This is a genomic window from Deltaproteobacteria bacterium, from assembly GCA_013151915.1.
In the GTDB taxonomy this organism is placed as follows: Bacteria; BMS3Abin14; BMS3Abin14; order BMS3Abin14; family BMS3Abin14; genus BMS3ABIN14.
The window spans coordinates 1-14175 of sequence record JAADHJ010000003.1 but is presented as its reverse complement, the minus strand read 5'-3'; the positions used below and the strand labels follow the sequence as shown (position 1 = coordinate 14175).

Sequence of the window (14175 nt, the reverse complement as noted above, 5' to 3'; positions counted from 1 at the left end):
AAGTGTGGAACCTGGACCAACGTTCAATGTTCAACGTTCAACGTGAGAAAGAAAGTTCAACGTCAAGCCTCAAACTTCAAACGTTCAACGGGATAAGACAACTGGACTCTGGACTCTTAATTGCTGGGGATTTTTCGGAGGGAATTGGTGTATAAAAAACTGAAGATCGGCACCAGAGGCAGCCAGCTGGCCATGTGGCAGGCCCATTGGATAAAGGAAAACCTTGTCAGGACCCATCCGGACCTGGATGTGGAGATTGTCGAGATCAAGACCACGGGCGACAAAATTCTGGATGTGCCCCTGGCCAAGGTTGGCGGCAAGGGTCTTTTCGTGAAAGAGATTGAAAGTGCCCTTCTTGATGGTCTGATCGACTTGGCGGTCCACAGTATGAAAGACGTGCCCACCGAGTTCCCCGACGGCCTTGGAATCGTAGCGACCTCCAGGAGGGAGGATCCCCGGGACGCTCTCCTGTCCCGGAACAACGTTGGCCTTGATGACCTTCCCCATGGGGCAACGATAGGCACAAGCAGCCTGCGCAGGCAGGCCCAGTTTCTCCACCTGCGGAACGACCTTAAAATGGAGCCCCTGAGAGGAAACATCAATACCCGACTCAGGAAACTGAAGGAAGGGCAATACGATGCCATCATCCTGGCCTACGCCGGCATCAAAAGGCTGGGTTGGGAGAATGAGGTTACACAGATACTTGAACCGGACATTATCCTTCCGGCTATCGGGCAGGGAGCCTTGGGGATTGAGGCCAGGTTGTACGATGCCGATACTCTCGGCCGCATCTCTTTTTTGAACGATCCCACAACTTCCGTCTGTGTTTCGGCCGAGAGAGCTTTCCTCAAGCGGTTGGAGGGTGGGTGTCAGGTCCCCATTGCAGCCTACGCTACCCTTGCCGATAACCAGCTCACCCTGAAGGGCCTGGTTGCCGGAGTGGATGGGAAGTGTACTGTTCTCAGTGAAGTCAGGGGTCATTTTTCCGAGGCACGGGCTCTGGGAACCGGCCTTGCGGAGGAGATTCTCAACCATGGTGGAAGGGAGATCCTTGAGAAGATTTACGCCAGAGAAATATCCTGAGGAAAGGGAAAATGACATTTTTCGCTTTCCGTTGAGTAAAAAGCCACGAATGGACTTTTTACGACCCTAATAATGGTATAAGGATATGAACGAAGGGCTGCTGAAAGGGATCGGTGTTCTGGTCACCAGGTCGAAAGATCAGGCAGATGATATGATCCAAAAAGCGGGGGATATGGGTGCGATAGTATACCATATACCAGCCATTGCCATTTTGCCTCTTCCCGGGCCGACCGGGCTCCGGGAAGCCATGGAACGTATCCGGACCTACGACGCTCTTATCTTTACCTCCCCCAATGGGGCTGAGATTTTTTCCGGCCACATCCAGGCCGCCGGGCTTTCCCCTTCCATCCTGCCAGGCGCCGTTTGCGTGGGCCCGAAGACTGCTGCAGCGTGGGAAAAAGTCGGTGGGCGTACAAAAAAAATCCCCGAACGGTTCTCGGGTTCGGAAATTGCCGACCTGTTGGGAGCTGACCTGACGGGGAAATCCTACCTTATCCTTAGACCGGAAGTGGTCAAATTCGAGCTGGGTTCCATACTTGCCGGGAGAGGGGCCGGAGTTGATGAGGTGGTCCTTTACCGGACGGTGGGCAACCGGGACGGCGGCCCAAAATTGCGGGAGCTTCTCGATCGTCAGGCCATAGGAGTTGTAACCTTTACCAGTCCGTCCTCTGTCCATGGCATCGTGGATCTTTTGCCCGGGGTGAAATCCATTCGGTCCATCTTGTGCGTCTGCATCGGTCCAACCACCGCCCGTGTGGCCAAAGAGGCCGGCTTTGTGAATGTCCATCATCCCGACGATTACACGGTGGAAGGAATGCTTAAGATGCTCCCCTCCGTTTTCAGCGAGGGGACGAAAGGGGGGAGTTGAGACATGCAGTATCCCATATACAGGCCTCGGAGAATGAGGCGGACGGAGACCCTGCGACGAATGATGAGGGAAACACGTCTTTCGGTTGACAACCTGATCTACCCGCTGATCGTGGTACGGGGCAAGGGTGTTCGCAGGGAGGTCGGCACAATGCCTGGCGTCTACCAGCTTTCGGTGGACGAAGTTGTAAAGGAGTGCCGTGAGGTTTTTCCCCTGGGAATCCCGTCAGTGATTCTCTTCGGAATCCCGGACAGGAAGGATGATCAGGCGAGCGAGGCCTATGATCCCCACGGGGTTGTCCAGGAGGCGGTGACCGCCATCAAAAACGCGGTTCCGGATCTTGTTGTCATTACCGATGTTTGCCTTTGCGAATATACCAGCCACGGTCACTGCGGGATTATCGAGAATGGCCGGGTTCTCAACGACCCGACCCTGGAGCTGCTGGCTCGTACCGCCGTTTCCCACGCCATGGCCGGTGCCGATGTCGTGGGACCGTCGGACATGATGGACGGGAGGGTTGCAGCCATCAGGGATGCTCTTGATGATGAAGGTTTCTCCGACATCATCATCATGTCCTACGCGGTAAAATACGCATCGGCCTTCTACGGACCCTTCAGAGATGCGGCGGAATCAGCGCCCCAATTCGGCGATCGAAAAGGGTACCAGATGGATCCCCCCAATGTCCAGGAGGCGCTGCGGGAAGCCGCGCTCGATATAGAGGAGGGGGCCGATATAATCATGGTTAAGCCGGCCCTGCCCTATCTCGACATTATTTCCAATGTTCGAGATAGGTTCGATATGCCGCTGGCCGCCTACAACGTAAGCGGGGAATATTCCATGGTCAAGGCCGGGTCCAGGCTCGGATGGATCGACGGGGAGAAAGTGATGATGGAGTCCCTGGTATCCATCAGGAGGGCCGGCGCAAGCATGATCCTGACCTATTTCGCCAAAGAGGCCGCCATGCTGCTGGAAAAGAATGGGGGTTGATCCATGGCCCGGATTCTGGGGATCGACTGGGGCGAGAGGCGGGTCGGGATCGCCCTCAGTGATGAGAGCCATACCATCGCCTCGCCTCACTCCGTCCTTGTTCGGTCTCCTTCGATAAATAAGGACCTGGGCAGGATTTTCGGTCTGGTAAATGAGCATGATGTTGAACGCGTGGTCGTTGGGATTCCAATTAGAATGGATGGAACCCAGGGGCCGTCTGCCGACAAGGTTGTGGAGATCGTGGAAAAACTTCGGAACCTGCTGGATGTCCCGGTTGTCACATGGGACGAGAGGTTGAGTACCGCAGAGGCACAGAAAGTGCTCATAGGTGGGGATGTATCCAGGAGGAAGAGAAAAGATGTGGTTGACAGGGTCGCCGCGGCTCTCATCCTGCAGACCTACCTCGACAGCGGTTCGTGGAGAGAAAATTGAGGATCGGCCGAAAACGGCGGAAGAGGGGGTACATTCCTGTTCTCCTTTTCATTGGGGTCCTGATTGCGGCCCTGGTATTCGCGCGCCTGTTTCTGGCCTGGAATACACCGGCCGAGGATCCGGGCAGGGATGTGGCAATCGAGATTCCGAGCGGCGCAACATTGATATCGGCCGCTGAAAAACTTCATGACGAGGGGGTTATCCGTTCCATCAGGTCATTTGTATTGCTGGGAAAGATCAAAGGCTTAACCGGAAAGGTGCAAGCCGGGGAGCTTAAATTCCGGACGGACATGACCCCGGTTGAGGCGCTGAATGTCCTTTCCAGGGGAAAGGCCGTTGCCTATTCGGTCACCATTCCCGAGGGGTTTACGGTCCGGCAGATAGCAGCGCTGCTGGATTCGAAAGGCCTCGTGAATGAACAGCGTTTCCTCTCTCTCGCGGAGGACCCGGCATTTTCGCGGTCGTTGGGCGTTCCCGCCGACAGGCTGGAGGGGTTCCTGTTCCCTGACACCTATTTCTGGCCCAAAGGGATGCCGGAGGAGGAAATCCTGGCCAAGATGGTTGCCCGGTACCGGAGTGTGTTCGATGACAGTATGAAAAAACGGGCGGCCGAAATGGGTATGACCGAATTGGAGACCGTTACCCTGGCATCCATTGTGGAGAGGGAGACGGGCGTGGATAGGGAAAGGCCCATGGTATCGGCCGTCTTCCACAACCGTCTGAAAAGGGGATATCGTCTTCAGACTGATCCCACGGTGATCTATGGGCTCGGCGCGGATTTTGACGGGAACCTGACAAAGAAGGAGTTGAGGAAAGATACTCCCTACAACACCTATACTCGAAAGGGGCTGCCCCCGGGACCCATCGCCAATCCAGGTGAAGCAGCCCTGAAGGCTGCGCTCTATCCGGCGGACGCGCCATATCTGTATTTCGTTGCCAAAGGAGACGGTTCCCACGTTTTCAGCAGAAACCTGGTGGAGCACAACAGGGCCGTCAAGCGGTACCAGCTTAAGGATAAAATGCGATGAGGTGCCTGATAGTCCAGAGTCCAGAGTCCAGAGGGGAGAAAACAGTACCTGGGACCCAGTGCCTAGTACCTGGTGCTTAGTACCTAGGTGTTAAATGCCACAACATAGCTAACAGAAAGCTGTGCCACAACATCGCTAACAAAGTTCTTTGACAATCGAATAGTAGCTACATTCATGTTCATGGAAAACTTTCTTTGCCAAGGAGGTATTCATGAGCATGGATCTGAAGTACGAGAGGCGGTTGGCCGTTCGCAGATATCTGAACGGCGAAAAGCCCAGCTCTATTTGCACATCACTTGGAAAGTCTCGATTCTGGCTCTACAAGTGGGTCAACCGGTTTGATCCGAATGATCCGACCTGGTGTGAGAGCCATTCAACCCGTCCTGTCACCAACCCCAATTGGACTTCCAGGGAGATAGAAGAGATCATTAAAATGATTCGTCTCGAGTTATACAATAGCAATGACCGGCTTTTCTATGGTGCCCAGGCCATCCTGTGGGAGATGGAAGATCTTGATGTGACTCCCCTGCCTTCCGAGAGGACGATCAATCGGGTCCTGGCCCGGAACGATCTGACACATAAGCGCACAGGTCCATATGAGCCCAAGGGGACACCTTATCCAAAACTACCGGGTGACAAACCCAACCAGACCCATCAGGCCGATCTCGTCGGACCACGTTATTTGAAGGGGCCGATCCGCTTTTACAGTCATAACGCTGTCGATCTTGCCACGGGCCGATGTGGTGTTGAACCGATTGCCGGCAAGGATTCCCAAAGCATTGTCAATGGCTTATGGGGCATATGGAATCGCGTTGGCATACCAGAGAACCTCCAGATCGATAACGAGGTGTCCTTCTACGGCAGCCGAAAGCATCCGCGCGGAATGGGCTCATTGATCCGGCTGTGCCTGCACAACGGTGTTGAGCCCTGGTTCATCCCCCAAGCAGAGCCATGGAGGAACGGTGTGGTCGAATGGTTCAACGACCATTATGAACAGAAGTTCCTTCGCAAGGTTACCATGACCAGTTGGGAGGAGCTAAATAAAGGCTCCCTTGCCTTCGAGAACAGGCACAACAACCGACACCGTTACAGCAAGCTGGAAGGTAAAACCCCATTGAAGGCTTTGGTCGCCAGCGGGGCAACGCTGGTCTTTCCCAAGAAAGAAAAACCTCCTGTTCACCCACTCCCAAAACCGGAGGCAGGCTGTTATCATCTGGTCCGCCTGATCAGGAGCCCGCTTCAGATCGACATCTTCGGGGAGACCTTCCAGGTTCCGCCGGAGCTGGAATACGAGTACGTGGTGGCTACTATCGATGTCAAAGAACAAAGATTAAAACTCGTTCACGATAATGTTCAGTTCGACGAATTTGACTACTACAAGTTACGATAAACAAAACGGGTCTAACATGAAAAGTGTCCACGATGTTGTGGCACAAAAAGTGTTATCGATGTTGTGGCACTCAACACCTAGGAACCAGGAACCAGGAACTAGGAACTCGAAACAGGAGAAGTACACCGATGACTATGGATCCGGCTTTGCTCTGGGAAATACTGAAGATACTCCTTTCATCAGGCGGGGAACTGGCCGATATCTACTTCGAGGACACGACCTCAAGAGTGCTGGAGGCTGAAGGCCGGGAGATGGAACGGGTTTCCTCGGGAAGGGAGAGGGGAGCCGGGCTTCGAGTCGTTCGCAATGGAGTAACCCGATTTGCCGCTACTGTGGATCTTTCTCCCGAAGCCCTCCGGGAGTTGGCTCGGTATCTGGCCTCCGGACCGGACGGGGGTGAGGCGGTTTCGGTCCCCGATCCGTCGAGACGTACCCCTGGCCGCCTCGCCATGCTGGAGGATCCATCCTCTCTTCCACTGGAAGCAAAAGGGAGGATGGTCCTCACCGCCCTCCATACGGCTCGGGATTTTGACAGGCGCATCGTCCAGGCCAAGTCGATCTACCGCGAGAGCGTGAGCCGTGTCGTTGTCGCCAATTCCCTTGGCGTACTCGCTGAGGATACCCGTTCCCACGGGATCTTCATGGTTCAGGTTGTGGCCTCGGATGGTCAGCATCTCCAGGTGGGATATGAGCCCAGAGGAGGAATCGGCGGGTTCGAGGTGTTCCGGGAACTGGATCCGGAGGAGATCTCGCTGGTGGCAGCTGGCAGGGCGATTTCCAGCCTTGAGGCATCCGAGGCGCCATCGGGCAGAATGATGGTCGTCCTTTCCTCCGAGGCGGGCGGGACAATGGTTCACGAGGCCGTCGGCCATGGACTGGAGGCCGACCTGAGTGGCCAGGGACTGTCCGTCTACTCCGACATGCTTGGTCAGCAGGTTGCCTGTCCGCTCATCACGGTGGTGGACGATCCCACCATCCCGGGTCGGCGAGGTTCGTACAACATTGACGATGAAGGGGTGCCGGGAGGGCGGAAAGTACTGGTGGAGGATGGTGTTCTGAAAGCCTATATGAATGATCTGTCAACCGCCCTTCGCGACGGGGTTCCTCCTACCGGCAATGGGCGTCGTGAGTCCTACCGCCACTGGCCCATCCCGAGGATGTCCAACACGATTATCCTCCCCGGGAAAGACGACCCTGAAGCCATTGTCCGATCGGTCGATCGGGGGCTGTTTGTAAAAAAAATGGGGGGCGGGCAGGTAAACACTGTGACGGGTGACTTCGTCTTCGAGGTGAGTGAGGGATACCTTATTGAGAATGGAATGGTAGCCGACCCGGTGCGCGGCGCCACCCTTGCGGGAAACGGCCCGGAGGTGTTAAAGAGTGTGGACATGGTTGGAAGTGATCTCGGGTATGGGCTTGGAACCTGTGGCAAGGAAGGACAGGGAGTGCCGGTGGGCGACGCACAGCCCACGCTAAGAATACCGGATATTGTTGTAGGTGGAAGGGACTCCGGAGGTAGCGCCGATTGAAGATTCCCCGATCCATTGCAAACCTGTTTGGCCATCCCTCGGGCCAGGAAAAGCCCGGGGGGGAAGTCCCGCCCAGACGTAGCCGTATCCTCTACCAGTTTCTTCTGGTGACGCTTGCCGTTTCAGTTATTCCTCTCCTGGCGGCTTCTTACAAGCTGATGAAAATCAACAGGACATTCCTTGAGGATGAGCTTCTGGCTCTTCACTCACAGGTGGCGCACTCCTCGGCGGGGGAGATCTCGACGGCCATGTCCACCATTCTTGGTGACATGGCCCTGGTCGCCAAGGGTCAGGGCGGAGACAGCCCCCTTAGCCGGAACGAGAGGGAACGCGCCATGATCTTCTACCTCGACCAGTTTCCGGAAATCATCCGACTTACCCAGTATTCGTCCGACGGCAGAGAACTGGCCCGGGTTTTCCGGGTCGGGCGCTCCAAAGTGCCCCCAATTGACGAGAACTTAAAAAAGAAAGCGATTGAAGAGTCCATAGCTGGAAAAACTTTTGTCAGTGACCCGGTGGTGCCGCCTAAACAGCAGGTCCCGGTAATCATCGTTGGAGACCCCATTTACGGACGGGATGGGGTGATCCACTCCATGCTTCTTGGGGAGATTACCCTGCAAAGGGTTCAGGAGATCGTGGAGGGGATCAATATCCGCCGCCAGGGGAATGCTTACGTTGTGGACCGCAGGGGCATCCTCATTGCCCATCAGGACCGTGAGAGGGTAGCCAAAGCCGAGGACATGAGCTCGGTTGAGATCGTGGGAAAATACCTGCTCACAGGTGTCAGCGCGGGAACCATACCATTCAGAAACAAGATGGGCGAAGACATGGTTGGTTCCTACGCCAACGTGAAGGGACTGGGTTGGGGAGTGGTTGTCCAGGAACCTCGCCGGGATGCCTACATCACTTTGCGGCAAATGACATTTCAGACCCTGCTCTGGGCCATCGTCGCTATCTTTGCAGCGGTGATAGCCAGTACCCTGCTTGCCATCCGGCTGGCCAGACCCATCGGGGTTCTTGCCGGGGGAGCACTGTCCCTGGCCAGGGGAAACTTTCACGAGCGGGTAAAGGTATCATCGAAGAACGAACTGGGTCAGCTTGCCCACTCCTTTAACTACATGGCATCCCAAGTGGAGCTTCATGACAAGAACCTCAGGGAGCTTTTCATCAGCACCACAAAGGCTCTCGCGGCCGCCATCGATGCCAAGGATCCCTACACAAGGGGACATTCCCAGAGGGTTGCGCAGATCAGCCTTGAACTCGCCAAGGAGATGGGGCTGTCTCCATCCGAGCAGCAGAAGGTTAATATCGCCGCTCTGCTGCACGATGTCGGGAAAATCGGTATTGAGGATGGTATTCTGAAAAAACCCACCAAGCTGACCGGGGAAGAGTACGGAATCATCCAGCAGCATCCCCGCTGGGGAGCAATGATCATGGGACATATCCGACAACTCAAGGATGTTATCCCCGGCATCAAGTATCATCACGAGCGCTTGGACGGCACCGGTTATCCAGAGAAGCTGAGCGGGGCACAGATACCTCTCCTCGCCAAGATCATCGCCGTGGCCGACACTTTCGATGCCATGACCAGTGATCGCCTGTACCAGAAGGCCATGGACACCCAGTTCGTTGTGGACAGGCTGATCGAATGGCAGGGCACCCGTTATGACCCCGCTGTGGTGGACGCGATGATCAGGGTCTATCCCAGGATTATCAATACCTGATGGACTCGCAAAAAGTCCATCAAACAGGATGTGCGCGGAGAGTACATCCTGGGGAAGCTACCCTCGTCTCGTAAAATGGCTCGAAGAGACTTTTTGCGAGGTCGTCAACACCTGACCGGAGATCGAGAAAAGTGGCCGGTCACCATAGGGTGTTTTTTGCAGCAGGGTCAATAGAGGCTGAAATATTGTGGTGAAATCGGCCCGAAAAAAGCAGGGACGCCTTAAATGGCGTACCATTATCATCCCCTTCAGTACCCTCCAGTTCTGGGTGAGTTTTCTGCTCGTTTTCCTGGCCGTATGCACGTTGGCGACCTTCATTTACCTGCAGCTTCTAAGCCCCAAAGCCCAGGCCAGGCAGCTGATCTCCAAGGCCGGAAAACAGTTCGATCAGGCCATCGTCCTGGGTATCAAGGATCTGGCCTTCGATGATTTCCAGTCGGCGCAGGAGACCCTTTTTCATGCAAGAAAGGCATACGATAAGGGGAAGAATACCGAAGCTCAGGTTTTTGCCGAACAGACGTTGGCCACCCTCGACAAAGCGATTCAGCGGCTTCGCTCCGATGATTTTTTCAGACGGGAACGGCTGGCGTCCATGAGCTACATACGTGGGACGGTGGAGGTGAACCTTGCAGGATCCCTCGAATGGATCCCGGCCAGAAGAGGGATGAAGCTCAAGAAAGGGGACACGGTCCGGACCCGCGCAGGTTCAAAGTGCGTTGTCCAGTTCGACGACGGCAGTCAACTCACCATTAAATCCGATTCCCTGGTCCATATTGACGAACTCAGCGAGGATATAAGAACCAGGACGAAGAGTTCCGCAATCAAGCTGCTCGTAAGCGATGTTGAGGCGAGTATTCTCAGACCAACCGCAAAGGGGTCCAGGTTCACCATTGAGACCCCCGGGTCGGTTGCCCATGTACGGAAGGCCCGAATGAGCGTTCGGGTTAACGAAAACAACGAGACGGAATATAAACTTATTTCAGGGGATGTCAACGTCAGGGCGGGGAACCGGGATATCCGCCTGGGCCAGAACGAGGTGATTCGCTTTGCAAAAGGAGGCAAGGTCGTATCCAGGGGGAAGCTCCTTGGGATCCCGGTCCTCCTGAAACCGGGCAACCTGGATTGGAAGGTCTCAAAGGCCCCTTCGATTTCCGTGCGATTTTCCTGGAATAAGGTCCCGGGTGCCAGGTTCTATCACCTGGTTGTTGGTACCGATCGGTATTTTTCCAACATCATCAGCGACAGGGCAGGTGTCAAGGGAACAAGCGTCCGTGTAAGAAATCTGAAACCAGGCCTCTATTACTGGAGAGTGAGCAGCGTCGACAGCAGGGGGAGAGAGAGCCTCTTTTCATCATTCCTTGTGTTTCGGAGCGCCCAGGACAGAACTCCCCCCTACTTTTCCATGAGCGATCCCATAGTCTTCAGTGACCCATCGGGAGAGCGGATTTACGTGTCGGGAGCGGTTGAGCCGGGAAGCAGACTGGTTCTTAACGGGAAACCCGTCGCCCTTCCTCCCGACGGGGTCTTCCGATCCTTCCTCACCCTGGCGAAGGGGCATGACGCCATCAGTATCAAGGCCACGGACCCCGCGGGGAACGTTCTGTTACGGCAGAGAGTCATTCGATGAAGTATCGACTGGCTCTATATCTTCTTGTCGTTGGGCTGATACCGGCAACTGTTTCCTGCACCGGTTCGGGCTCAAAGTTCGCCCTCGCCCAGAGGATCAACGGGGTTGGGATAGCCCTGTATTCCCAGGGGAAGGTTTCTCAGGCGCTCGAAAGGTTTCAGAAGGCGGCGGAATATGCGCCGGATTTTGCTTTCGCTAAAAACAATTCAGGGGTGTGCAACTACCATCTCGGGAAAATCGATCTGGCTGTTCTGGAGTTCAAAAGAGCTATTGAACTGGAGCCCGATATCCCCGAGATCCATGGCAACCTCGGCGTAGCCCTCATGCTTTTAGACAGGTATGAGAATGCCGAAAAGGAGCTCAAGAGGGCCATCTCTCTGGATAAGGAGTATGCCCTTGCCTACAGCAACCTCGGCGTTCTGGAATATCGCACCGGTCGGGTCAATGAGGCCATCAATACCTACCGGAAAGGCCTGAGGATCAATCCATCGATGGATCGACTTCACCACAACCTGGGTGAAGCGCTCATGTCCCAAGGCCGTTACCGGGAGGCCGTCAATCATTATAAATCCGCTCTCCAGTTGAATCCGGACAACGCGAAGACTTTCAATAACCTTGCCTGGGCATACGCCAACCGGGGAATCAACATGGATGACGCGCTTGCTCTCGTCAACGCGGCCATTGACAAGGAACCGGAGAATGGCCTTTTCTACGATACATTGGGCTGGGTTTACTTCAAACAAGGGATGTTCGAAGAGGCCTACCAGTCCATGATCAAGGCCATAAAATACCAGCCCGGGCTTCCCGAAATCCACTTCCACATGGGTGAAATCCTGCGTTGGAGGGGCCGCTATAAGGAGGCCACGGAGGAGTACGGAAGGGTTATCGGCCTTGAACCCTATGGGAAATGGGCAAACCGTGCCCAGGAAGGGATCTGGGCCATCAAGGGGCTGTAGTAGCCCGGCGCCGCATGGTTTGGCAAAGTGAACGCTGAAAAGCTAATTTATCACAGCGTGACCCCTTTCAGGTCACTCCACGGGGTTTTAAAAGAGGGTTTCACAAGAGGAGACTTAACCATAAAATCCTGGTTTTAAACTTCGCGAAACTTCGTTAACTTGTATGTTCAAAAAACGGTTTCTTTGCGGTCAGCTTGTTCTTAACCGGTTTTTTCTGGGGGCTCCGCGTTCTTCAGTGAGTCACCTTACGGGTGTGACGAGCGGGCGTGAGACAAAATCTTTGGATCTCAATTCAATGAGAATTTTGATTTAACCCTGTGTAACTCCATCTAACCCTGTGTACCCTGTGTTAAAAGCTTTTCAACCTATCTTCTGAACTGTACTTCCAGGCGGGCGGTGATGGCCCCAACGGGGGTGTACTCGCCGAAATCGTCCCGAATCCATCGTATCTCCGGTTCGACCTCGTAGAAGAGCCATTCACGGTAGAAGTTGCGGCGGAAATTCATGTCGGCCCGGTACGTTTTAACCAGAGGGCCGGGCTGAGTAATACCCGATGCCCTGAGCCTGTAGGTCAATGCGTCTTTCGGGGTAAGCCTGTGAAAAAACACAAACTCCGAGAACCATTCCAGGCCGGCGCCCCGGTTCTCCTCTGACCATTTTCCAGAGTTGGTCCATCTGAGCAACGTCTCGGGATCCAGGAACTTTTCCAGATCCACACGGCTTGTTTCCTCGAAGCCACGTTCCAACCGGTAGTAGGCCGTCTCCGTCAGCCGCGAGAGACCTGCCGTGCCCAGGGAAATCATATGTCGGTACCTTGCACGGACATATGGCTCCAGGGATGAACTCATCCCGAGGCTGGTACTGAGCTTGGATTTCCTGGTCTTGGCAACCTCGTAGCGAAGCGCGATATTGGTGCCGGTGCCCGTATTCTCCTGGGCAGGATCACCCGGCAGAACCACGTTGATATTCCCCTCATCCTTTCCCGTGACTATAACCTTCAGCCTGCCGGATACCTTCGGAAGGTGAACCTGGAGGTGAAACTGAGTTCTGTAGGCCCAATGCTCGTCTTCGCTCCAACGGAGGGAAAAGCGTATGCGACCGAAGGTGGCAGGATAGCCTTCCTCGTCGGCCAGTTTGCTGCCGAAGAAGTTGTCGAACCAGACCGCCTGGTTGTAAACGCTTTTGGAGATAGCGCCCTGGGCCCGGTCCAGCCAGTTCGGAGTACTTTCTCCTTCCTGCTCGTCCGCGGCCCCGGCAATGCATATCGATGAGGTAACCGGAAAAATGACAAGAGAAATCAACAACATTGCCATCAGGCAGACCGGAGGAGTGCGAAAGGTCATGTATATCCCAGCTCTCTTTCCCTGGATAGGATAGGAATCATTCCGACAGCGCAGCATGATATAATAAAAAACAGGAAAATAATATCGAAGCGCCTCTTATCCTGATTGAAAGAACGGGTTTCAAAACAATGGTGTCAAAATCATTGTCAGAGGATATAATTACAAGGTTTTCACCTTTTGACGATAATCCCGGGGGAAAACTCACCATGGGGACACAGGGTTTAACAAATATGAATATGGAGCACCCATGGAAGCAGCGTTAAAGAAAGGATTCCTCGACCGCAATGAAAAGTATTTCCCTGAAGCGGACCTGCCCATTGCCATCTTCTATTCGAATGATGAAAGCTACTCGGAATTCCTTAGGCCAAAAAAAGGTTTTGCGTGTATGATCAGCCGTCTTGGAGAGACCTTTGGGGGGAGGACTATTGCGTTTGGCGCCGGGACCATCGGATGCGGGGGAGGGCTCAGATACTCCGGGTTTTCCACGGAACCCGACCCGGACCTGAAATTTTTTCTCTCCTGCGGTTTTGAAGGGAAAGGGAGAGGCTTACGGCTTAAAGCCACCCCGGAACTCGTGGAGGAATCGGAAACAGACCTGCCCCTGCCGGCCGCGGAGGGGAAATATTTGGTGATAAAGAGAATTGACCATGTGTCCGAGCAGGAAGATCCTGAGGTCATAGCCTGGCTTTGCCCGCCCGACATCCTCTCGGCCCTGGTCCACCTGGCGGCATTCCGTTCGTTCGACCGACACTGTGTCATCTGTCCCCAGTCCTCGGGATGCGGGAGCATTATCAGGTACCCGCTGATGGAACGGGGGCGAACCGAACCCCGGGCGGTTGTCGGCATGTTCGACATCTCGGCCAGACCCTATGTGGAGGCGAACCGGCTTTCCCTGGCGGTCCCCTTCAGGCTTTTCCGGAGGATGGTGGAAGATATGGACGAAAGCTTCCTGATTACCCCGGCCTGGAAGAGGATCAAGAGAAGGCTGAGGTAAACGGCCGACGAGAGAAAAAACGTCCAATGTCCAGAGGTACAAAGCAGACGTCCTTCGCTTGGGCGAACTCGATCTGCCGGCCATGGCGTTTGTGGAGGCAGGCAGAGAGGGACTGGTCTAGCCCTCTGGACTCTGTAACTTCGGATTTAATACCCTGGACTGGAGCGAAATGCCACTTCAAGGAACGCTTGTAAACGTTTTCGCCATCATCGTG

General features: G+C 54.7%; 12 protein-coding genes. 11 read left to right on the top strand and 1 reads right to left on the bottom strand.

Annotation, left to right across the window (positions count from 1 at the left end; all coding sequences use genetic code 11):
- Window positions 1–144: 144 nt before the first annotated feature.
- From hemC to GXP52_00530, 10 genes are all read left to right on the top strand, one after another.
- Window positions 145–1083 (top strand): hydroxymethylbilane synthase, encoded by a 939-nt coding sequence (gene hemC, locus GXP52_00575; GenBank protein ID NOY85781.1) that lies wholly within the window; start codon window positions 145–147, stop codon window positions 1081–1083.
- An 85-nt stretch (window positions 1084–1168) separates the two neighbouring features.
- Window positions 1169–1951 (top strand): uroporphyrinogen-III synthase, encoded by a 783-nt coding sequence (locus tag GXP52_00570; GenBank protein NOY85780.1) that lies wholly within the window; start codon window positions 1169–1171, stop codon window positions 1949–1951.
- A gap of 3 nt (window positions 1952–1954) precedes the next feature.
- Window positions 1955–2938 carry a porphobilinogen synthase gene (gene hemB / locus GXP52_00565; protein NOY85779.1) on the top strand — a complete coding sequence of 328 codons (984 nt, stop codon included), beginning with the start codon at window positions 1955–1957 and terminating at the stop codon, window positions 2936–2938.
- Between the two features lie 3 nt (window positions 2939–2941).
- Window positions 2942–3370 (top strand): Holliday junction resolvase RuvX, encoded by a 429-nt coding sequence (ruvX, locus tag GXP52_00560; protein ID NOY85778.1) that lies wholly within the window; start codon window positions 2942–2944, stop codon window positions 3368–3370.
- Window positions 3367–4398: an endolytic transglycosylase MltG gene (gene mltG, locus GXP52_00555; GenBank protein ID NOY85777.1), complete on the top strand. Its 1032-nt coding sequence runs from the start codon at window positions 3367–3369 to the stop codon at window positions 4396–4398. Before ruvX ends, mltG begins: the two co-directional genes overlap by 4 nt.
- A gap of 211 nt (window positions 4399–4609) precedes the next feature.
- Entirely contained in the window at window positions 4610–5788 is a 1179-nt protein-coding gene (locus GXP52_00550; protein ID NOY85776.1) for a DDE-type integrase/transposase/recombinase, read from the top strand.
- A gap of 134 nt (window positions 5789–5922) precedes the next feature.
- Window positions 5923–7317, top strand: coding sequence for a TldD/PmbA family protein (locus GXP52_00545; protein ID NOY85775.1), 1395 nt, complete (start codon window positions 5923–5925; stop codon window positions 7315–7317).
- Entirely contained in the window at window positions 7314–9041 is a 1728-nt protein-coding gene (locus tag GXP52_00540) for an HD domain-containing protein (protein ID NOY85774.1), read from the top strand. Before GXP52_00545 ends, GXP52_00540 begins: the two co-directional genes overlap by 4 nt.
- A 190-nt stretch (window positions 9042–9231) precedes the next feature.
- A complete protein-coding gene (locus tag GXP52_00535) occupies window positions 9232–10668 on the top strand; it encodes a hypothetical protein (GenBank protein ID NOY85773.1) in 1437 nt (478 codons plus the stop codon).
- The gene (locus GXP52_00530) at window positions 10665–11624 is read left to right on the top strand and encodes a tetratricopeptide repeat protein (protein ID NOY85772.1); all 960 of its coding nucleotides are present in this window, start codon (window positions 10665–10667) and stop codon (window positions 11622–11624) included. The genes GXP52_00535 and GXP52_00530 overlap by 4 nt, the downstream gene beginning before the upstream one ends.
- A 365-nt stretch (window positions 11625–11989) precedes the next feature.
- On the opposite strand, the gene GXP52_00525 is transcribed toward GXP52_00530, so the two are convergent.
- Complete coding sequence (locus GXP52_00525; protein NOY85771.1) at window positions 11990–12967, bottom strand: hypothetical protein; 978 nt, start codon at window positions 12965–12967, stop codon at window positions 11990–11992.
- A 247-nt stretch (window positions 12968–13214) separates the two neighbouring features.
- Between GXP52_00525 and GXP52_00520 the strand changes: the two genes are divergently transcribed.
- Window positions 13215–13961, top strand: coding sequence for a DUF169 domain-containing protein (locus GXP52_00520; protein NOY85770.1), 747 nt, complete (start codon window positions 13215–13217; stop codon window positions 13959–13961).
- Window positions 13962–14175: the final 214 nt, after the last annotated feature.

What these genes read in the sequence shown, in the direction of transcription:
- GXP52_00530 (NOY85772.1), top strand. Translation starts at nt 10,665, where the DNA reads ATGAAGTATCGACTGGCTCTATATCTTCTTGTCGTTGGGCTGATACCG.
- hemB (NOY85779.1), top strand. Translation starts at nt 1,955, where the DNA reads ATGCAGTATCCCATATACAGGCCTCGGAGAATGAGGCGGACGGAGACC.
- GXP52_00545 (NOY85775.1), top strand. Translation starts at nt 5,923, where the DNA reads ATGGATCCGGCTTTGCTCTGGGAAATACTGAAGATACTCCTTTCATCA.
- GXP52_00570 (NOY85780.1), top strand. Translation starts at nt 1,169, where the DNA reads ATGAACGAAGGGCTGCTGAAAGGGATCGGTGTTCTGGTCACCAGGTCG.
- GXP52_00525 (NOY85771.1), bottom strand. Translation starts at nt 12,967, where the DNA reads ATGACCTTTCGCACTCCTCCGGTCTGCCTGATGGCAATGTTGTTGATT.
- GXP52_00550 (NOY85776.1), top strand. Translation starts at nt 4,610, where the DNA reads ATGAGCATGGATCTGAAGTACGAGAGGCGGTTGGCCGTTCGCAGATAT.
- ruvX (NOY85778.1), top strand. Translation starts at nt 2,942, where the DNA reads ATGGCCCGGATTCTGGGGATCGACTGGGGCGAGAGGCGGGTCGGGATC.
- GXP52_00520 (NOY85770.1), top strand. Translation starts at nt 13,215, where the DNA reads ATGGAAGCAGCGTTAAAGAAAGGATTCCTCGACCGCAATGAAAAGTAT.